This window comes from Pseudomonas sp. R43(2017) (assembly GCF_002112345.1).
Taxonomy (GTDB): domain Bacteria; phylum Pseudomonadota; class Gammaproteobacteria; order Pseudomonadales; family Pseudomonadaceae; genus Aquipseudomonas; species Aquipseudomonas kribbensis.
In genome coordinates, this window is the sequence record NZ_NEHJ01000008.1 from 246191 (window position 1) to 266279 (window position 20089).

Annotated in this window: 18 protein-coding genes and 4 tRNA genes; 17 read left to right on the forward strand and 5 right to left on the reverse strand. The window is 58.6% G+C overall.

Annotation, left to right across the window (positions count from 1 at the left end; translation table 11 throughout):
* The first annotated feature begins 293 nt into the window (after nucleotides 1–293).
* The gene (locus CAG02_RS22605) at nucleotides 294–1454 is read left to right on the forward strand and encodes an MFS transporter (protein WP_085712481.1); all 1161 of its coding nucleotides are present in this window, start codon (nucleotides 294–296) and stop codon (nucleotides 1452–1454) included.
* On the opposite strand, the gene nhaR is transcribed toward CAG02_RS22605, so the two are convergent.
* Nucleotides 1451–2350 carry a transcriptional activator NhaR gene (gene nhaR, locus CAG02_RS22610; RefSeq protein WP_085712480.1) on the reverse strand — a complete coding sequence of 300 codons (900 nt, stop codon included), beginning with the start codon at nucleotides 2348–2350 and terminating at the stop codon, nucleotides 1451–1453. The genes CAG02_RS22605 and nhaR overlap by 4 nt on opposite strands.
* A gap of 144 nt (nucleotides 2351–2494) precedes the next feature.
* Here nhaR and CAG02_RS22615 point away from each other — a divergent pair, with 144 nt between their 5' ends.
* Entirely contained in the window at nucleotides 2495–2737 is a 243-nt protein-coding gene (locus tag CAG02_RS22615) for a hypothetical protein (RefSeq protein ID WP_085712479.1), read from the forward strand.
* Nucleotides 2738–2765: 28 nt separating this feature from the next.
* Nucleotides 2766–3515 carry a TerC family protein gene (locus CAG02_RS22620; RefSeq protein WP_085712478.1) on the forward strand — a complete coding sequence of 250 codons (750 nt, stop codon included), beginning with the start codon at nucleotides 2766–2768 and terminating at the stop codon, nucleotides 3513–3515.
* A 73-nt stretch (nucleotides 3516–3588) separates the two neighbouring features.
* Here CAG02_RS22620 and CAG02_RS22625 read toward each other — a convergent pair whose 3' ends face one another.
* The gene (locus tag CAG02_RS22625) at nucleotides 3589–3756 is read right to left on the reverse strand and encodes a hypothetical protein (RefSeq protein ID WP_167443780.1); all 168 of its coding nucleotides are present in this window, start codon (nucleotides 3754–3756) and stop codon (nucleotides 3589–3591) included.
* A 231-nt stretch (nucleotides 3757–3987) separates the two neighbouring features.
* Here CAG02_RS22625 and CAG02_RS22630 point away from each other — a divergent pair, with 231 nt between their 5' ends.
* Entirely contained in the window at nucleotides 3988–4659 is a 672-nt protein-coding gene (locus tag CAG02_RS22630) for a peptidase C39 family protein (protein ID WP_085712476.1), read from the forward strand.
* A 97-nt stretch (nucleotides 4660–4756) separates the two neighbouring features.
* Nucleotides 4757–4963, forward strand: a complete 207-nt coding sequence (locus CAG02_RS22635; RefSeq protein ID WP_085712475.1) for a hypothetical protein — start codon at nucleotides 4757–4759, stop codon at nucleotides 4961–4963.
* A gap of 54 nt (nucleotides 4964–5017) precedes the next feature.
* Here CAG02_RS22635 and pbpG read toward each other — a convergent pair whose 3' ends face one another.
* Both pbpG and folD read right to left on the reverse strand, forming a co-directional pair.
* On the reverse strand, nucleotides 5018–5956 hold the full coding sequence (gene pbpG, locus CAG02_RS22640; protein WP_085712474.1) for a D-alanyl-D-alanine endopeptidase: 939 nt from the start codon (nucleotides 5954–5956) through the stop codon (nucleotides 5018–5020).
* A gap of 228 nt (nucleotides 5957–6184) precedes the next feature.
* Nucleotides 6185–7039, reverse strand: a complete 855-nt coding sequence (gene folD / locus CAG02_RS22645) for a bifunctional methylenetetrahydrofolate dehydrogenase/methenyltetrahydrofolate cyclohydrolase FolD (RefSeq protein WP_085712473.1) — start codon at nucleotides 7037–7039, stop codon at nucleotides 6185–6187.
* Nucleotides 7040–7313: 274 nt separating this feature from the next.
* Between folD and CAG02_RS22650 the strand changes: the two genes are divergently transcribed.
* The 10 genes from CAG02_RS22650 to CAG02_RS22695 all read left to right on the forward strand — a co-directional run bounded on the left by CAG02_RS22650 (nucleotide 7314) and on the right by CAG02_RS22695 (nucleotide 16713).
* A tRNA-Arg gene (locus tag CAG02_RS22650) sits at nucleotides 7314–7390 on the forward strand.
* 32 nt (nucleotides 7391–7422) lie between these two features.
* Nucleotides 7423–7498 (forward strand) — tRNA-His (locus CAG02_RS22655).
* Nucleotides 7499–7556: 58 nt separating this feature from the next.
* Nucleotides 7557–7641 (forward strand) — tRNA-Leu (locus tag CAG02_RS22660).
* A 76-nt stretch (nucleotides 7642–7717) separates the two neighbouring features.
* Nucleotides 7718–7793, forward strand: a tRNA-His gene (locus tag CAG02_RS22665).
* 400 nt (nucleotides 7794–8193) lie between these two features.
* Nucleotides 8194–9504, forward strand: a complete 1311-nt coding sequence (tig, locus tag CAG02_RS22670; RefSeq protein WP_085712472.1) for a trigger factor — start codon at nucleotides 8194–8196, stop codon at nucleotides 9502–9504.
* Between the two features lie 92 nt (nucleotides 9505–9596).
* Nucleotides 9597–10232 (forward strand): ATP-dependent Clp endopeptidase proteolytic subunit ClpP, encoded by a 636-nt coding sequence (gene clpP / locus CAG02_RS22675; RefSeq protein WP_053161532.1) that lies wholly within the window; start codon nucleotides 9597–9599, stop codon nucleotides 10230–10232.
* A 112-nt stretch (nucleotides 10233–10344) separates the two neighbouring features.
* A complete protein-coding gene (gene clpX, locus CAG02_RS22680; RefSeq protein ID WP_016775335.1) occupies nucleotides 10345–11628 on the forward strand; it encodes an ATP-dependent Clp protease ATP-binding subunit ClpX in 1284 nt (427 codons plus the stop codon).
* A 163-nt stretch (nucleotides 11629–11791) separates the two neighbouring features.
* Entirely contained in the window at nucleotides 11792–14188 is a 2397-nt protein-coding gene (gene lon / locus CAG02_RS22685; RefSeq protein WP_085712471.1) for an endopeptidase La, read from the forward strand.
* 147 nt (nucleotides 14189–14335) lie between these two features.
* Nucleotides 14336–14608, forward strand: coding sequence for an HU family DNA-binding protein (locus CAG02_RS22690; protein ID WP_002552737.1), 273 nt, complete (start codon nucleotides 14336–14338; stop codon nucleotides 14606–14608).
* Nucleotides 14609–14841: 233 nt separating this feature from the next.
* The gene (locus CAG02_RS22695; protein WP_085712470.1) at nucleotides 14842–16713 is read left to right on the forward strand and encodes a SurA N-terminal domain-containing protein; all 1872 of its coding nucleotides are present in this window, start codon (nucleotides 14842–14844) and stop codon (nucleotides 16711–16713) included.
* A 60-nt stretch (nucleotides 16714–16773) separates the two neighbouring features.
* On the opposite strand, the gene CAG02_RS22700 is transcribed toward CAG02_RS22695, so the two are convergent.
* Nucleotides 16774–17979: an MFS transporter gene (locus CAG02_RS22700; protein WP_085712469.1), complete on the reverse strand. Its 1206-nt coding sequence runs from the start codon at nucleotides 17977–17979 to the stop codon at nucleotides 16774–16776.
* A 121-nt stretch (nucleotides 17980–18100) separates the two neighbouring features.
* On the opposite strand from CAG02_RS22700, the gene CAG02_RS22705 reads away from it, so the two are divergent.
* Together CAG02_RS22705 and CAG02_RS22710 are read left to right on the forward strand one after the other, a co-directional pair.
* Nucleotides 18101–19000, forward strand: coding sequence for a LysR family transcriptional regulator (locus CAG02_RS22705; protein WP_085712468.1), 900 nt, complete (start codon nucleotides 18101–18103; stop codon nucleotides 18998–19000).
* 92 nt (nucleotides 19001–19092) lie between these two features.
* Nucleotides 19093–19965, forward strand: a complete 873-nt coding sequence (locus tag CAG02_RS22710) for a DUF2242 domain-containing protein (RefSeq protein ID WP_085712467.1) — start codon at nucleotides 19093–19095, stop codon at nucleotides 19963–19965.
* Nucleotides 19966–20089: the final 124 nt, after the last annotated feature.

The window sequence follows — 20089 nt, forward strand, 5'->3', positions numbered from 1 at the left end:
GGGCGATGAATCGGGGGCAGGCCACAGACACGAACCGAAAGGAATGACGCGACAGCCACGCCGTTAAACGGGCGGCTGAACAGGGTGTACGTTTTTCAGGGCGCGGACTTTATCACAGCGTAGGCCTTATCCTTCAGGCCTGTGACGATCTGCCACCGAAACGTTCGGCAACATAGACAGGTTTGTGCAAGTCACTCGGGAAACACTCTGTTAAGATTGCGCATCCTTATTTTCAAGTTCTGCCGGCGGGCCCTCGGGTCAGCGCTGGTGTCGTCGTTTTGCTGGAGTTCCTCATGCTGTTGCCCATCCTTCTGTTGTCTGCCGCCGGATTCACGGTGCTGACCACGGAGTTCGTCATCGTCGGTCTGTTGCCGGCGATTGCCCGCGACCTGGCCGTCACCATCCCGCAAGCCGGGTTGCTGGTGACTCTATTCGCTTTCACCGTGGCCATGTTCGGTCCTTTCTTGACCGCATATTTCGCCCGTTTCGAACGGCGCAAACTGTTTATCACCATCCTGATCATGTTCGGTCTGGCCAACACCGTAGCGGCATTGGCGCCGAACATCTGGGTCATGGCCATTGCCCGGTTGATCCCGGCGCTGGGGTTGCCGGTATTCTGGGCCCTGGCCAGTGAAACCGCCGTGGACATCGTCGGCCCGGACTTCGCCGGTCGCGCCATTGCCAAGATCGGCTTCGGCATCGTCTGCGCCACTGTGTTCGGCATTCCGGTGGGTACGCTGATTTCCGATGCATTCGGCTGGCGCAGTGCATTCGCCATTCTGGCGGTGATTGCGTTCGCCAAGGCCTTGCTGCTGTTTGTCTACCTGCCGAAAACCAGCCTGCACCAGCATCAGGTCAGCTTCGCTTCTCAGTTCAAGATCCTGCGCAGCCCGCTGATGCTTGGCCATGTGTTGCTGTCGATCCTGGTGTTCAGCGGCATGTTCACGGCCTACACCTATCTGGCGGACATCCTTGAGCGTCTGGCTGGCTTCAATGGCACCGTGGTCGGTTGGTGCCTGATGGGCTTTGGCGCGGTCGGGCTGATCGGCAACTCGCTGGGCGGTCGCGCGGTGGACCGTCACCCGCTGATGGCCTCGGTGATGTTCTGCGCGTTCATGATCCCCGGGATGGTGGCGCTGGTGCCCAACATCAATTCGTCGCTGGGTCTGGCGGCGGCGATGGGCATCTGGGGTGTGACGCAGGCGGCGCTGTTTCTTGTCAGTCATGTGCGTTTGATGAAAGCGGCACCGGAAGCACCGGCCTTTGCCGCGTCGCTGAACATTGCCGGGGCCAACCTCGGGATCGGTCTGGGTGCGATCATTGGCGGTCGGGTGATCGACAGCGCCGGTCTGGGTTTTGTGGGTTTCGCCGCAGCCGGATTCATTCTGCTGTCGATTTTCCTCGCCATGGTGTTGATGGTGCTCAAGCCGCGCGAGGTCTGCGCGCAGGCTTAAAACTCGGTAAACAGCTCGCGTCGGGCACCTTCGGTAATCGCTTTGATGCCGGGGTGCTTGACCTTGCGCTCCACCGAAATCGCGTAGAACGACTCGCTCACCGCATCGGTCTGGCCGATCAACTCGACGCCGTACTGGCGCTTCACCTCATCGGCAATCACGCTCGGCCCGATGAAGATCCCGCTCCCGGATTGGCCGAACGCCTGCATCAGGGCGCTGTCATCGAACTCCCCGACAATCCTTGGCTGAATCTGCTGCTCGGCGAACCAGCGCTGCAAACGGCTGCGCACAACGGTCTCCGCGCCGGGAATCAGCAGCGGCGCGCCGTGCAGGCTGCGCGGAAAATCCTGACCGTATAACGCCGCCAGCTCGGCGGTGGCAAAGAAACTGATCCCGCATTCCCCGAGTTTCTGGCTGTAGCCCTTGATGTCCAGGTGCGAAGGCATCGGGCTGTCGGAGATCACCAGGTCCAGGCGCTGGATCGCCAGGTCCGCCAGTAATCGCTCGAGTTTGTCTTCGCGGCAGGTGATGCGCAGCGGTTCGCTGAGCTCCATGGTCGGTGCGATCAGGCGATAGACGATGGATTTGGGCACCACGTCCGCCACGCCTACGCGAAACAGGATCTGCTGTTCGTTGGGCTGGGCGCGCAGCATCAGTTCCAGTTCGCCGCCGAGCTGGAACATCTGCTCGGCGTAGGGCAGGGCCTGGCGCCCGGCTTCGGTGAGTTCAAGTTGCCGGCCGACTCGCTGGAACAATTCGATGCCGTAGGTCTGTTCCAGCAGGGAAATCTGCCCGCTGATGGTCTGCGGCGTGAGGTTCAGTTGCTCGCAGGCGCGCACGATGCTGCCGGTCTTGGCCACCACCCAGAAGTAATGCAGTTGTCGGTAATTGAGCATGGGGTTTGATCCGTCAAATACAGTTCGTATAAATCGAAGTATAGCCGCTAAAAATACGAATTTTCCTGAAGTGTTTGTCTCCCTAGAATGCCCAGCCATCGACGGGCGGTCTGCGACCCTGTCTGTTCATTCGAAGGAAGCCTTATGAAATACACAATCCCGGCACTGATGTTTACGTCTTTACTGCTAATGACCGGTTGCGACCAGGCCGAAAAAAGCGCCCAGCAATTGATGGGCAAGGCCGCCGAAAGCGCCAAACAAGCGATCGACGACACGCACAAAGCCGCCGAGCAGGCGCTCAGCGAGGCCACTGGCAGCCTGATCGAGAAAAAAGAAGCCCCGGAAAAAGATGCGGAAAAAACCGAATCTTCCTCCAAGACCATCTAAATCGTCTTACAAGAGTCAGGACTGACCCATGGAATACCTGTTAGAACTCGCTTCCAGCCCGACGGCCTGGATTGCCTTGGCCACACTGGTGGTGATGGAAATCGTGCTCGGCATCGATAACCTGATCTTCATCTCGATCCTGACCAACAAACTGCCCGAGCAGTACCGGCAGAAGGCCCGTCGCCTCGGTATCGGTATGGCGCTGATCATGCGTCTGGCGCTGTTGAGCACCATCGCCTTCATCGTGCAGTTGACCGAGCCGGTCATCGAGATCCTGGGCCAGGCGTTCTCCTGGAAGGACATGATCCTGATCGCCGGTGGCCTGTTCCTGGTGTGGAAGGCGACGACCGAAATCCATCACAGCATGGACCCGGTGCCGGACGATCCGAAGTCGGCTACCTCGACGGTAACCCTGGGCTTTGCCGCCGCCATCGGGCAGATCCTGATGCTGGACATGGTGTTCTCGATCGACAGCATCATTACCGCTGTCGGCATGACCGAACACTTGCCGATCATGGTGATCGCGGTGGTGGTTTCGGTACTGGTGATGCTGTTTGCGGCTGACCCGCTGGCCAAGTTCATCAACGACAACCCGTCGGTGGTGATGCTGGCCCTGGGCTTCCTGATCATGATCGGCATGACGCTGATCGCCGAAGGTTTCGGCGCCCACGTACCGAAAGGTTATGTGTATGCCGCCATGGCGTTCTCGGCTGCGATCGAGGTGTTGAACATGATGTCCCGTCGCGCCAAGCAGAAGAAACTGGCTGCCCAGGCGTAACCGCTGGAAAAGCGAAGGCCGCGTCACTCGCAAGAGTCACGCGGCCTTTTTCGTTTGAATCGGTTGAAAGACGTCAGTGCGCGGTGGCGTGACGGGCGCTGTGTTTTTCGATCTTCTTGATCGGTGCAGGTTGCACAGGGTGGTGATGGCGGCGGGAAATCCGCAGCACGCCCCACAACATGGCGGCGGCCACGGCCAGCCAGCCGGCAATCAACATCACAATGGTCATGGTCAGGCTCATCGGTGCCTCCTCTTTGCCCTGCATCGGGCGCTCACTCTTTTGCTGTCTTTCGAGTGACAGTCTAGTCGCTGGCGTGTTTCAGGCTATTGACCAAAGGTCGGTGGTGACCAATCACTTCGCTCTATGCAGCCGATGCATCTGCCCCTTTGGGCTATACCGCAGCGTTGTGCCGTCCTATGATCCTCGACCAAGCCGGAACACGATGACCGGTAACTGATCAAGAGAGTGACGATGGTGCAGCTATTTTCCCGGATTCGCATGGCACTGCTGGTGGCCGGTTGCGTGACAGCTTTGGTGGGGTGTGCGGGCAGTGTGGCGCCGGAAGTCCAGCGCCTGCCGGAGCGCGTTGAGCTCAGCGGCACCTTCTATCGGGGCGAAGCCAATCAGAGCGGGCCGCAGGTGTTGGCCAGTCTGCTGTCGCAGCAAGGCATCGTGATCACCCCGGGTTTGCTGGAAAAGCCTCTGCACCTGCCGGGCGCCGAGGACAAGCTTCAGCAGAATATGCAGAACCTGGCCCGCGAATACGGCATGGTCGTGTACCCGGTAGATGCCCGTTTGCCGGCGTTGCTGACCCAGGTCGCGGCGGGTTACCCGGTGATGGTGCGTTTCAGCGAAGGGTCGGCGTTCTGGGCCGAGCCGCGGTACGCGATCCTTTCCGGCTATGACCGCAAGAAGCAGAAGGTTCTGCTGCGCGCCGGGATGAATCGTCGTGAGCTGATGAGTTTCAGTTCTTTCGAGTCCGCGTTGGAGAAATCCGGCGGTTGGGCAGTGCTGATTCAGAAACCGACCCAGATCCCGGCTTCCGTAGATCGTCAGCGCTGGCTGAAGGCCGCTGATGAACTGGCGCAGTCTGGCCAGGAACGCGAGGCGGCACAGGCCCGCAAGGCGTTGGCGGGGCAGTGAGGTTCCGTCCGTCTCCTGACGGGCACCCTGGCGCGCAGCTAAGCTCTTAAGGGTAACGCCCGGTTTTTTCGGGTGATTACCCGAATGAGAGGTGCGTATGAGTACCGATTCGAGCTTCGACGACCATAAACCAGAGAATGTGCCGACCACGCCGGAGCCGGAAGTTGATCCAGTGCTGGATCCGGACAGTCCGCTGCGCGATCCATTGGCCCGTCCTGCGGTAGTAACCCCGGAACATCGGCGCGACCCCAGTGCCGGCGACGGTATCCCCGATGATGACCAGATGCCGCTGCCCAACGACTGAACCGGCAGGCGAAAAAAAGCCCCGAATATTCGGGGCTTTTTCTTGTGTCGCGATTTACTTGGACGCTTCGACCACGCCGCTCTGGCGACCCTTGAGGTTTTTCTCGGCCTTGTATTGCTGGGCCACTGCCGGAACGTTGGTGCTCCGACCGGTTTCCACCCAACTGCGGATGCGGCTGGCATCGGCGAAGTGGGTGTACTTGCCGAACGCATCGAGAATCACCAGGGCAACCGGGCGGTTGCTCATCCGGGTCACGAGCACCAGGCAATGGCCGGCCGGATTGGTGAAGCCGGTCTTGGTGATCTTGATATCCCAGTCGGCCTTGTTCACCAGGTGGTCGGTGTTGCGGAAACCCAGGGTGTAATTGGGTTTGCGGAACGAGACGGTTTTTTCCTTGGTGGTGGTGAGTTCGGTCAGGATCGGATGCTTTTGCGCAGCCATCAGCAACTTGCTCAGGTCGCGGGCGGTGGAAACGTTGCGCTCCGACAGGCCTGTCGGTTCCACAAAGTGGGTGCTGGTCATGCCCAGCGCCTTGGCCTTGGCGTTCATCGCCGCGATAAAGGCTGCATAACCGCCCGGATAGTGATGGGCGAGACTGGCGGCGGCGCGGTTTTCCGAGGACATCAAAGCGATCAGCAGCATCTCCCGGCGCGGCAGTTCGCTGCGCAGTTTGACCCGGGAAAACACGCCTTTCATTTCCGGGGTGTGGCTGATGTCGACGTCAATCCATTCGTCCATGTTCTGGTGGGCTTCAACCACGACCAGGCCGGTCATCAACTTGCTGACGGAAGCGATCGGCACGATCACGTCCGGATTGCTGGAGTAGATGACTTTGTTGGTCTGCAGATCCATCAGCAGGGCGCTGCCGGAGGCAATCTTCAACTGTGAAGCGTCTCGTGGGGCAGCGGTGGTTTCGGCGGCGTTGACCGTTGGCGTGAGGAGCGTGCCTGAAAATGCAAAAACCAGGCTCAGGATGGACAGACGAATATTCACGCGGGCGAACTCATGAAGGTTGGAAATGCCGTTTTTTGTAACGGACTGTGTCGTAAAACGACGCATTCTAGGAGTATGGCTGAAGATCTGTCGATGGTTGTTTGAAGGGCATGAAAAAGTCGTGAAAAGCCCTGTAAAAATAGGGGTTTCCGGCGAACGGTAAAGGTTTTTTCGAGGATACGAAAAAACCCGCACTAGGCGGGGTTCTTCTGGAGCGGAAAAAGCGCTTTAAGCGTGCAGGGTTTCTGCCGCGTAGAGGGTGTTTTCCAGCAGGCAGGCGCGGGTCATCGGGCCGACGCCGCCCGGTACTGGTGTGATCCAGCCGGCGCGCGGCAGGGCGGTTTCGTACACGACGTCACCGACCAGTTTGCCGTCGTCCTGACGGTTGATGCCGACGTCGATCACGATCGCGCCTTCCTTGATCCACTCGCCCTTGACCAGGCCTGGCTTGCCGGCGGCAACCACCACCAGATCGGCGCGGCCGACGTGGCCGGCCAGGTCCTTGGTGAAGCGGTGGGTCACGGTCACGGTGCAGCCGGCCAGCAGCAGCTCCATGGCCATCGGGCGACCGACGATGTTGGAAGCGCCGACGACCACTGCATCCATTCCGTACAGATCGACACCGGTGCTTTCCAGCAGGGTCATGATGCCTTTCGGCGTGCATGGACGCAGCAGCGGAATGCGCTGGGCCAGGCGACCGACGTTATAAGGATGGAAACCGTCGACGTCCTTGTCCGGGCGGATGCGTTCCAGCAGTTTGGACGCGTCCAGGTGCTCAGGCAGAGGAAGTTGAAGCAGAACGCCGTCGATTGCCGGGTCGTCGTTCAGTCGATCGATCAGATCGGTCAGTGCTTCCTGAGTGGTTTCGGAAGGCAGGTCGTAGGCTTGGGAGAGGAAGCCGACCTCTTCACAGTCTTTACGCTTGTGCGAGACATAAACCTGAGAGGCAGGATCGCTGCCGACCAGGATCACCGCGAGGCCGGGAGTGCGCAAGCCTTGCTCGCGACGTTCGGCTACCCGTTGGGCGATCTGCTGGCGCAGGCTGGCGGCGATTGATTTGCCGTCGATTAGTTGTGCAGTCATTGCGCGTGATTAACCATCGAGAGGGGAAAAAAAGAGAACGCATTCTCGCATGTCAAACGGTGAGGGCAAAGGCGCTTGGTCAGCAAATTCCCCTAAGCCCTTTAATTAAATGAATTTTTTTCAAAAAGGATTTGACGACCTGCAGGTCGCTCTATACTATTCGTCGCACTTGTCGGGCACAGCCTAGCACTGGTTAAGAAGGTCGAGCGAAATCAAGGTTTTGCGAGACTGGAAAGCACTTAGTTTGTAGTCCTTCAAGGGTACAGCTAACAAGGCGCCCGTAGCTCAGCTGGATAGAGCATCCGCCTTCTAAGCGGATGGTCGCAGGTTCGAGTCCTGCCGGGTGCGCCATTAGGCAGCTTTGGCACAAGTAGCGCGATATGGTGGGCGTAGCTCAGTTGGTAGAGCACGGGATTGTGACTCCCGTTGTCGTGGGTTCGATCCCCATCGTCCACCCCATATTTCGAAAGGCGCCAGATGTAACAGTCTGGCGCCTTTGCTTTAAAAAGCTTCATCCGCGGATGTGGTGGAATTGGTAGACACACTGGATTTAGGTTCCAGCGCCGCGAGGCGTAAGAGTTCGAGTCTCTTCATCCGCACCAATCAAAGCTTCATTCATGCCGTTGGTAGGGTGAGGTTCTACAAAGAAGTTGTTTGGCTTCTTTGGCACGCAATATGGTGGGCGTAGCTCAGTTGGTAGAGCACGGGATTGTGACTCCCGTTGTCGTGGGTTCGATCCCCATCGTCCACCCCATATTTCGAAAGGCGCCAGATTTAACAGTCTGGCGCCTTTTTTGTTTTACGGTTTCGAGATTTCGGCGACTGCCGGTTTCGGGTCGCAGGGCAGGGCGCTTCGTCGTATCAATGTTGCTCGATGATGCCGCACTGCCCGTCGACCTTGCTTGCGAGGTCGGCTGTCAGGGAGATAATTCAACCGCCTCTATATATAGAAGAGGTTGGCGCAGGGCCCTGGCTTGATTGGCTGTATTTGCTAACAGGGCGAGGCGCAACCGTTTGTCCCCGCCTTCAATTTGCCTGCTGTTTTTTTACCCGTTTTCAGTAGGGTGACTTCTTGAGTTTGACCTACTAGAATGCTTGCCCTTGATTCTTGGGTCGGAAACGGCCGGCTAACGTCTGTGCAACGAGGAATATCCATGCAAGTTTCTGTTGAAAATACTACTGCTCTTGAGCGCCGCATGAGCATCACCGTGCCGGCTGAGCGCATCGAGACTCAGGTCAACAAGCGTCTGCAGCAGACTGCCCAGAAGGCCAAGATTGCTGGCTTCCGTCCAGGCAAAGTGCCTATGAGCGAAATCAAGCGCCGTTTTGGTGCTGATGCGCGTCAGGAAGCGATCGGCGACGTGATCCAGTCCTCCTTCTACGAAGCTGTGGTTGAGCAGAAGCTGAACCCGGCCGGTTCGCCGTCGATCGAGCCCAAGTCGCTCGAAGCTGGCAAGGACCTGGAATACGTAGCCGTATTCGAAGTGTTCCCTGAGTTCACCGTTGCCGGTTTCGAAGGCATCACCGTTGAGCGTCTGAGCGCTGAAGTGGCTGACGCCGATCTGGACAAGATGCTGGACATCCTGCGCAAGCAGAACACCCGTTTCGAAGTGGCCGATCGCGCTGCCCAGAACGAAGACCAGCTGAACATCGATTTCGTTGGCAAGGTTGACGGCGAAGTGTTCGCTGGCGGCTCCGCCAAGGGCACTCAGCTGGTGCTGGGTTCCGGCCGCATGATCCCTGGCTTCGAAGAAGGCCTGGTTGGCGCCAAAGCCGGCGAAGAGCGCGTTCTGAACCTGACCTTCCCAGAGGACTATCAGAACCTGGACCTGGCTGGCAAAACCGCCGAGTTCACCGTTACTGTAAACACCGTTTCCGAGCCTAAACTGCCAGAGCTGAACGAAGAGTTCTTCGCCCAGTTCGGCATCAAGGAAAGCGGCATCGACGGTTTCCGCACCGAAGTTCGCAAGAACATGGAGCGTGAACTGCGTCAGGCCATCAAATCCAAGGTCAAGAATCAGGTAATGGACGGTCTGCTGGCCACCAACCCGATCGAAGTGCCAAAGGCTCTGCTGTCCAACGAAGTTGACCGTCTGCGCGTGCAGGCTGTTCAGCAGTTCGGCGGCAACATCAAGCCTGACCAACTGCCGGCCGAGCTGTTCGAAGAGCAAGCCAAGCGCCGCGTTGTCCTGGGTCTGATCGTGGCTGAAGTGGTCAAGCAATTCGACCTGAAGCCAGACGAAGCCCGCGTTCGCGAAATGATTCAGGAAATGGCTTCGGCTTACCAAGAGCCTGAGCAGGTCGTGTCCTGGTACTACAAGAACGAGCAGCAACTGAACGAAGTCCGTTCGGTTGTGCTGGAAGAACAAGTTGTGGATACTGTTCTGCAGAAAGCTAGCGTGACCGACAAATCGGTCTCTTACGAAGAAGCGGTCAAGCCGGTAGAAGCTCCAAAAGCCGACTGATTGTTTCTGCGTTAGAAGCACACACCATAAGCCAGCCTTCGAGCTGGCTTATGCGTATTCAAGACATGACTATTTGGGAGTGACTGCAGAGCATGTTCCGTAATTCCTATATTCAGCAGAACTCTGATATCCAGGCCGCCGGCGGCCTGGTCCCGATGGTTGTCGAGCAATCTGCTCGTGGCGAGCGCGCCTATGACATCTACTCGCGTCTTCTCAAGGAGCGAGTAATCTTTCTGGTGGGTCCGGTAGAGGACTACATGGCCAACCTGATCTGCGCGCAATTGCTGTTCCTTGAAGCGGAAAACCCGGACAAGGACATCCATCTTTACATCAACTCCCCGGGCGGCTCGGTCACTGCAGGCATGTCGATCTACGACACCATGCAGTTCATCAAGCCAAACGTGTCGACCACCTGCATCGGTCAGGCCTGCAGCATGGGCGCATTCCTGCTGACCGCAGGTGCGCCGGGCAAGCGTTACTGCCTGCCGAACTCGCGAGTGATGATTCACCAGCCACTGGGCGGTTTCCAGGGCCAGGCGTCGGATATCGAAATCCACGCCAAGGAAATCCTCTTCATCCGCGAGCGTCTGAACACGCTGATGGCCAAGCACAGCGGTCGCACTCTGGAAGAAATCGAGCGCGATACCAACCGCGACAACTTCATGAGTGCAGAAGCTGCGAAGGAATACGGCTTGATCGACGAAGTGATCAACCAGCGTCCAGCTTAAAATAAGCAGCTCAAAACAGGCCTGATCGGCTGGTCCGATCAGTGGCGGGCTTGAAAAAGCCCGCAATAGCCTTCATCTTGTGTTGCAAGCCTATCGGATTTGGATCGAACGAATGACTGACACCCGCAACGGCGAGGACAACGGCAAGCTGCTCTATTGCTCCTTCTGTGGCAAAAGCCAGCATGAAGTGCGCAAATTGATTGCCGGCCCCTCGGTCTTTATCTGCGACGAGTGCGTCGACCTGTGCAACGACATCATCCGCGAGGAGGTGCAGGAAGCACAGGCCGAAAGCAGCGCGCATAAATTGCCTTCGCCTAAAGAAATCAGCGGCATCCTTGACCAGTATGTCATTGGTCAGGAGCGTGCGAAGAAGGTTCTCGCGGTAGCGGTGTACAACCACTACAAGCGTCTGAACCAGCGTGACAAAAAGGCTGACGACGTCGAACTCGGCAAGAGCAACATCCTGCTGATCGGCCCGACAGGCTCCGGTAAAACCCTGCTGGCCGAAACCCTGGCCCGCTTGCTGAACGTTCCGTTCACCATCGCCGACGCAACCACCCTCACCGAGGCGGGTTACGTGGGTGAAGACGTCGAGAACATCATTCAGAAGCTGCTGCAGAAGTGCGATTACGACGTGGAAAAGGCTCAGATGGGCATTGTCTACATCGATGAAATCGACAAGATTTCGCGCAAGTCCGACAACCCGTCGATCACCCGGGACGTTTCCGGTGAAGGCGTGCAGCAGGCCTTGCTCAAGTTGATCGAAGGCACGGTCGCTTCCGTTCCGCCGCAAGGTGGCCGCAAGCATCCGCAGCAGGAATTCCTGCAGGTCGACACCCGTAACATCCTGTTCATCTGCGGTGGTGCGTTCTCCGGTCTGGAGAAGGTGATTCAGAACCGTTCCACCAAGGGTGGCATCGGTTTCAACGCAGAAGTGCGCAGCAAGGAAGAAGGCAAGAAGGTTGGTGAATCCCTGCGTGAAGTCGAGCCTGACGATCTGGTCAAGTTCGGTCTGATCCCGGAATTCGTCGGTCGTCTGCCGGTTCTTGCGACGCTGGACGAGCTGGATGAGGCTGCATTGATGCAGATTCTCACCGAGCCGAAAAATGCCCTGACCAAACAGTACGCCAAGCTGTTCGAGATGGAAGGCGTGGATCTGGAATTCCGTTCCGATGCGCTGAAATCGGTCGCCAAGCGTGCCCTGGAACGTAAAACCGGTGCCCGTGGCCTGCGTTCGATTCTCGAAGGTGTGCTGCTCGACACGATGTATGAAATCCCCTCGCAGTCCGAGGTGAGCAAAGTCGTGATCGATGAAAGCGTGATCGAAGGCAAGTCCAAGCCACTGTATATCTACGAAAACAGTGAGCCGACGGCCAAGGCAGCGCCGGACGCGTAAGTGTCCACCCTGCCGGAACAAAGAAGGGGCCTTCGGGCCTCTTTTTTTTTATGTCGTTTTTTACATCCGCTTTGCGCTTGTTTTTTTTCAAGGCAGCCCCCATCTTGGTTTCAAGCTTAATTCCATCTGATTACGGCCATATGGCCGCCGTAGAGGCGAAATCATGAAGACCACCATCGAATTGCCTCTCCTGCCATTGCGTGATGTCGTTGTGTATCCGCACATGGTTATCCCGCTGTTCGTGGGGCGCGAGAAATCCATCGAAGCCCTCGAGGCCGCGATGACGGGTGACAAGCAGATCCTCCTGCTGGCCCAGAGAAACCCGGCTGACGACGATCCCGGAGAAGACGCTCTGTATCGCGTCGGTACCATTGCCACCGTTCTGCAACTGCTCAAGCTGCCTGACGGCACCGTCAAGGTTCTGGTTGAAGGCGAGCAGCGCGGTACTGTCGAGCGTTTCAGCGAGGTCGATGGCCACTGCCGTGCCGAAGTCTCCCTGATCGACGAAGTCGACGCCGCCGAGCGCGAATCCGAAGTCTTCGTGCGCACGCTGCTGTCGCAGTTCGAACAATATGTTCAGTTGGGCAAGAAAGTCCCGGCTGAAGTCCTGTCGTCGCTCAACAGCATCGATGAGCCGGGCCGTCTGGTAGACACCATGGCCGCGCACATGGCGCTGAAGATCGAGCAGAAGCAGGAAATCCTCGAAATCATCGACCTGGCTGCCCGGGTCGAGCACGTTCTGGCTCTGCTGGACGCCGAAATCGACCTGCTGCAGGTCGAAAAGCGCATCCGCGGCCGCGTCAAAAAGCAAATGGAGCGCAGTCAGCGCGAGTACTACCTGAATGAGCAGATGAAGGCCATTCAGAAGGAGCTCGGCGACAGCGACGAAGGCCACAACGAAATCGAAGACCTGAAAAAGCGCATCGACGCTGCCGGTCTGCCGAAAGATGCCCTGGCCAAGGCCACCGCCGAGCTGAACAAGCTCAAGCAGATGTCGCCGATGTCGGCCGAAGCCACCGTCGTGCGTTCCTACATCGACTGGCTGGTGCAGGTGCCGTGGAAGGCCCAGAGCAAGGTGCGTCTGGATCTGGCCCGTGCTGAAGACATTCTCGACGCCGATCACTACGGCCTGGAAGAGGTCAAGGAACGCATCCTTGAGTACCTCGCCGTGCAGAAACGCGTGAAGAAAATTCGTGGCCCGGTGTTGTGCCTGGTCGGTCCTCCGGGCGTGGGTAAAACCTCGCTGGCGGAGTCGATTGCCCATGCCACCAACCGTAAATTCGTGCGCATGGCCCTCGGTGGCGTGCGTGACGAAGCGGAAATCCGTGGTCACCGTCGGACTTACATCGGTTCGATGCCAGGAAGATTGATTCAAAAGATGACAAAAGTGGGCGTCCGCAATCCGCTGTTCCTGCTCGATGAAATCGACAAGATGGGCAGCGACATGCGTGGCGATCCGGCGTCGGCGTTGCTGGAAGTGCTCGATCCGGAGCAGAACCACAACTTCAACGATCACTATCTGGAAGTCGATTACGACCTGTCGGATGTGATGTTCCTCTGTACCTCGAACTCGATGAACATTCCGCCGGCGCTGCTGGACCGGATGGAAGTGATCCGTCTGCCGGGCTACACCGAAGACGAAAAGATCAACATCGCCGTCAAGTACCTGTCGCCAAAGCAGATTGCCGCCAACGGCCTGAAGAAAGGCGAGCTGGAGTTCGACGAAGAAGCGATCCGCGACATCATCCGTTACTACACCCGCGAAGCCGGTGTGCGTGGCCTCGAGCGGCAGATTGCCAAGGTCTGCCGCAAGGCAGTCAAAGAGCATGCGCTGGAAAAACGTTTCTCGGTGAAAGTGACAGCTGATCTGCTGGAGCACTTCCTTGGCGTGCGCAAGTTCCGCTACGGTCTGGCCGAGCAGCAGGATCAGATCGGTCAGGTGACCGGCCTGGCCTGGACTCAGGTCGGCGGTGAATTGCTCACCATCGAAGCGGCCGTCGTGCCGGGTAAAGGTCAGCTGATCAAGACCGGTTCGCTGGGTGACGTAATGGTCGAATCGATCACTGCGGCCCTGACCGTTGTGCGCAGCCGTGCCAAGAGCCTGGGCATTCCCCTGGACTTCCACGAGAAGCGCGACACCCATATTCACATGCCGGAAGGTGCTACGCCGAAGGATGGTCCGAGCGCCGGTGTAGGCATGTGCACCGCACTGGTGTCGGCTTTGACGGGTATTCCTGTGCGCGCCGATGTCGCCATGACCGGCGAGATCACCCTGCGTGGTCAAGTCCTTGCCATTGGTGGCCTGAAGGAAAAACTCCTCGCCGCACACCGTGGTGGAATCAAGGTCGTGATTATTCCGGAAGAGAACGTGCGTGATCTGAAGGAGATTCCTGACAATATCAAGCAGGATCTGCAGATTAAACCGGTTAAATGGATTGACGAGGTCCTGCAAATTGCGCTGCAATACGCGCCGGAGCCCTTGCCGGATGTGGCTCCGGAGATTGTCGCGAAGGATGAAAAACGCGAGTCCGATTCCAAGGAAAGAATTAGCACGCATTAATACGTCTTTGGCTGGGGGGCTTGTTGACAGTTTTTTAGAGCCCTTGTTATAAAGCGGCTCTTAAGTGTCTGTAGGCCATTCAGCACTCGTTTTTGCTTTCACCAAAAAACTTAGAATCATCTCAAAATAGATATAAGGGGACTTAGAGTGAACAAGTCGGAACTGATTGATGCTATCGCTGCATCCGCTGATATCCCGAAAGCTGCTGCTGGCCGTGCGCTGGACGCTGTAATCGAATCCGTCACTGGCGCTCTGAAGGCTGGCGACTCCGTAGTTCTGGTAGGTTTCGGTACTTTCTCGGTAACCGATCGTCCAGCTCGCATCGGTCGTAACCCACAGACCGGCAAGACTCTGGAAATCGCGGCAGCCAAGAAGCCAGGTTTCAAAGCCGGTAAAGCCCTGAAAGAAGCCGTCAACTAAGTTTGATTCAGGTTTTTACCCATCCGGGTCGGGGTCATGCCTGACTTGGCAGCGGAGCGGTAGAGCAGGCAGTCTGGAATAATTGCCTGCTACACCGGGATCGAGGGTTCGAGCCCTGTCCGCTCCGCCAGTTACGAGAAGGCGCATCCTCGGATGCGCCTTTCTTCTATCCGGATTCTACCCACGCTCCACGGTTGCCTAATTTTTGAAGTTCAACCGTTTCTGGGGGACGCATGCTGCAGAATATCAGGGACAATTCACAAGGCTGGATTGCCAAGACCATTATCGGGGTCATCGTTGCACTGATGGCCCTGACCGGTTTCGATGCCATTTTCAAGGCCACGACTCACACCAACGAGGCGGCCAAGGTCAATGGTGAAGAAATCAGCCAGAACGAGCTGAGCCAGGCCGTTGACATGCAACGCCGTCAGCTGATGCAACAGCTGGGCAAGGACTTCGATGCTTCCTTGCTCGACGAAAAAATGCTGCGCGAATCGGCCCTCAAGGGTCTGATCGATCGCAAGCTGCTGCTGCAAGGCGCAGAAAAATCGAAGTTCGCCTTCTCCGACGCGGCGCTGGACCAGGTGATCCTGCAAACGCCTGAATTCCAGGTTGATGGCAAGTTCAGCTCCGACCGTTTCGACCAGGTGATCCGTCAGCTGGGCTACAGCCGTATGCAATTCCGCCAGATGCTGGCTCAGGAAATGCTGATCGGTCAGCTGCGCGCTGGCGTAGCCGGCAGCGGTTTCGTGACTGACGCTCAAGTACTGGCGTTTGCCCGCCTGGAAAAGCAGACCCGTGATTTCGCCTCGCTGAACATCAAGGCTGACCCGGCCGCCGTCAAGCTGACCGACGATGAGGTCAAGGCTTACTACGACGAACACGCCAAGGAATTCATGACCCCGGATCAGGTGGTCATCGATTACCTCGAGCTGAAGAAGGCTTCGTTCTTCGATCAGGTTGCCGTCAAGGACGAAGACCTGCAGGCGGCGTATCAGAAAGAAATCGCCAACCTGTCGGAACAGCGTCGTGCGGCGCACATTCTGATCGAAGTGAACGACAAGACCACCGAGGCCCAGGCCAAGGCGAAGATCGAAGAAGTCCAGGCACGTCTGGCCAAGGGCGAGAAGTTCGAAGCCCTGGCCAAGGAGTTCTCGCAGGATCCGGGCTCGGCCAACAACGGCGGTGACCTGGGTTATGCCGGTCCTGGCGTCTACGACCCGGCCTTCGAGAAAGCCCTGTATTCGTTGAACAAGGATCAAGTGTCCGAGCCGGTTCGCACCGATTTCGGTTTCCACCTGATCAAGCTGCTGGGCGTCGAAGCGCCGGAAGTGCCGACCTTCGCCAGCCTGAAAGACAAGCTGACCCACGAGCTGAAAGCCCAGCAGGTCGAGCAGCGTTTCGTCGAGGCGACCAAGCAGCTGGAAGACTCCTCGTTCGAGGCGTCTGACCTGGCGCAGCCGGCGCAGGATCTGAAACTGACCGTGCACACCTCCAAGCCGTTTGGCCGTGAGGGTGGCGAAGGTGTTGCGTCCAACCGCGCCGTGGTCACTGCCGCGTTCAGCAACGAAGTGCTGGATGATGGTGCCAACAGCACCGCCATCGAACTGGATCCGGATACCGTGATCGTGCTGCGCGCCAAGGAACACCTCAAGCCTGCGCAACTGCCGCTGGAAGCCGTGGCGACTGCCATTCGCACCCAGTTGGCCAAAGAACACGCCAGCGCGGCTGCCAAGACCAAGGCGGAGCAACTGATCGCCGGTCTGCGTGACGGCAAGACCCCGCTGGACAAAGCCATCGACGGTCAGAACTGGAAAGTCACCCAGGCCGCCACCCGTGCCCAGGAAGGTGTTGATCCTGCAGTGCTGCAAGCGCTGTTCCGCATGCCGAAACCGGCAGCCAAGGACAAGCCGACTTTCAGCAGCGTGACACTGCCTGATGGCAGCCTGACCATCGTGCGTCTGAACGCTGTGAACGAAGCCGCTGCGCCGACCGATGAAGAGAAAGCGCAATACCGTCGCTTCCTCGCTTCGCGTGAAGGTCAGCAGGACTTCGCGGCGTACCGCAAGCAGCTGGAAAGCGAAGCGGACATCAAGCGTTTCTGATGCCTGACTGAGCGATACAAAAAGAGCCCCGGATGAAAGTCCGGGGCTTTTTTTTGCCCGCTATTCAGCGCGTGGGAATCCATGTTGTCGGGCATTCGCGGTCGCCCAGAGGGTCAGAATCAACAAGCCCGCAACGATCCAGGGAAAGGCACTGACGCCCGGATTCGCCAGCAACAGACCACCTGCCAGTCCGCCACCGGCAATGCCGACATTCCATAGAGTCACCAGCATCGATTGCGCGGTGTCGGCGGCGTCCTTTGCAGTTTTCGCCGAGGCCGTCTGCAGCAATGAAGGCATTGCGCCGAAAGCCAGCCCCCATACCGCCGTGGCGGCGTAGACCACGCCGGGCATTTCCCGCCACAGGGCCAGGGCAATAGCGGAAAGCATGAACAATGTGGTGCTGATCAGAACCAGCTCCCGCAGCCAGCGATCAATCAGGCTGCCGACGATCCACAGGCTCAACACTGACGCCAGGCCGAACACCAGTAATACGCGGTCGATTTCGGCACCGAGCCCGGAGGGTTCGAGGAACGGCGCGATGTAGGTGTACAGAAGGTTGTGAGCGACCACGTAGGACAGCGTCACGAACAGCACGGATCGCACGCCCGGCAGGGTAAACACCTGACGCAGGGGCAAACGCTTTCCGGCGCGCTCACCGGCAAAGTCTGGCACTTGCCAGCGTACCCAGATCACCAGCAGCACGGTCATTGCGCTCATGATCGCGAAGCTCAGTCGCCAGCCGACCACAGTACCCAGCAGCGTACCCGCCGGTATGCCCAGCGAAAGCGCGAGAGGGGCGCCGAGCATGGCCACGGTAATGGCGCGGCCCTGCAGATGCGGGGCCACCATGCGGCTCGCATACCCCGCCAGCAACGCCCAGAGCAATCCGGCAAACACGCCGGCAATGAAGCGTGCTATCAGCGTCAACCAATACAGCTCCGACAATGCGGTGATGCTGTTGGCGATGGCAAAACCGCCAATGGCCGACAACAGCAGCGGTCGGCGACGCCAGCCTCGGGTGGCGATGGTCAGCGGAATGGCCGCCAGCATCGATCCGATGGCGTACAGCGTGACCAGTTGCCCGATCAGTGCCTGAGAGACGTCGAGACCCGCGCTCATCTGCGGTAACAGGCCAGCGGGCATGGCTTCGGTCAGCACGGTAATGAATCCGGCGGTGGCCAGTGCGAGCAGGGCACCCAACGGTAATCGTTCTGCGGGTTCGACCGGGTTGGCAAGCGTTGCAGAAGTGAGTTGTGCATCGTTCATGAGCCAGCATCCATTTTGCCGAGGGAGATGAAGGCCACAGGGTAGGGCGCTGCACATTCGGGAAAAACAGGTTAGGGTTCCGAACATCTCGGACAGGAATGTCGTGAATCAGGGGGGAGGAATGGACAGTCTGGGCAGCATTTCGGTGTTCGTGCAGGTGGCGGAAACCCGCAGTTTTACCGAGGCGGGCCGCTTGCAGGGCGTGTCATCTTCGGCGGTGGGCAAGAGCATCGCGCGGCTGGAGGCTCGGCTTGGGGTCAGGTTGTTCCATCGCACCACCCGCAGCATCACGCTCACCAGTGAAGGCGCGCTGTTTCTCGAACGCTGCCGCAAGATTCTCGCCGAGGTCGAGGCGGCTGAATTCGAGTTGTGTGATGCCGCATCGGCGCCTCACGGCAAGTTGCGGGTCAGCTTGCCCCAGGTGCATGAACTGGTGATGCCGGTCATGAATGAATTCATGGCGCTGTACCCGCAGATCGAGCTGGATCTGGACCTGACAGATCGCATGGTCGATGTCGTCGAGGAAGGCTTCGATGCGGTCATCCGCACAGGAAAACCTCGGGATTCTCGGCTCATGGCCCGGCCTTTGGGGAAATTTCACATGGTGCTGGTGGCTAGCCCCGGGTATCTGTGCGAACGCGGAGTGCCGCTGATCCCCGCCGATCTGGCGCAGCACGCCTGTTTGCGCCATACGTTTCACGCCACGGGCAAACTGGAACCCTGGCCGCTGAAGCGCGAGGAGGGCGTTCCCGAGCCGAGCTTGCCGACACGTCTGGTCAGCACATCAATTGAAGCGGTCAGCCATGCGGCACTGGCCGGCCTGGGTATTGCCTGCCTGCCGGACTTCATGACCCATGAGGCGCAAAGGCAGGGGCGCCTGCAGCGGGTGCTGGATGAGCATCTGGAGCATGTCGGACAGTTCTGGGTGCTTTGGCCATCAAGTCGCCATGCAACCGCCAAATTGCGGGTGTTCATTGATCATTTGTCGGCGCGACTTTTTCCGGTCGCCGAGGGTCAGTAGAGTTGTAACTGTTTTAAGACACTAATCCGTACGCCGCGGGGCAGCGATCTGTTGCACAATACGCCCCGGACCGTTTTCCCTCAGGATGTTTAATGTTGAATTCTATTCCCGTGCGTTTTTTCGGGTTGGCGTTGTTGCTGACCGCCGCTGCCGGCTGCTCCAAGGACAAGCCTATCTACGAGCATGAGAACTTCGACGACTCCGGCACCTTTTCGCGCAACTATCCGGTCACCGATGCCGCCAGCTGCGAAGCGGCGCGCCGTGCGTTGCTCAGCCAGGGCTACATCATCACCAGCAGCGACCCGAAACTGGTCAGCGGGCACAAGAGCTTCCAGCAGACCGGTGAAACCCACATGGAGATCAGCTTCAACGTGGTGTGTACCGATGACGGCAGCTCCGCGCACCACGCGACCGTGTTCGCCAACGCCCTGCAGGACCGCTACGCGCTGAAGAAGACCAACAACTCGGCCAGCCTCGGGGTTGGCGTGCTGGGCTCGGTGTCGATGCCGATCGGCTCCTCTGACGACTCGATGGTGAAGGTGGCCAGCGAAACCGTGTCTTCGCAGAAGTTCTACGAGCGCTTCTTCACCCTGGTCGAGCTGTTCCTGCCGGCCGATGCGAAGAAAGCCGCCCACATCACCGAGAAGCCGAAGGCCGATCTGGGCGTACCGGAACCCAAGGCTGCGCCGGCCGCGCTGGCCCCGACGCCAGCGGCCGAGCCGACTCCGGCTCCCGCCCCGGCCGCCGAACCTGCCGCGGCCCCGGCGCCTGCCGCCGCCGAGACTACTCCGGCCAGCTCGGAACCGGTCGTTCCACCTGCCGAGGCGGCGCCGATCACCCCGGCCCCGGGTTCGGAGCTGGTTCCAACATCAGCGCCGGCACCGGAAGTCATCACGCCACCGGCCAATCCGACGGACTTGCCGCCACCGTCCGAGCCGATCCCGGCGATGCCAAGCGGGCATTGACCGGTTGTGGGAGCGACGCAACGTCGCTCCCGCTTCGTTTCCTGTGTGAGCTGAAATGTCGGTTCACACCTTCTGAAAAAATCCCCGCGATAAATCCCTGACCGCCTGCTACGTTTATTTCATG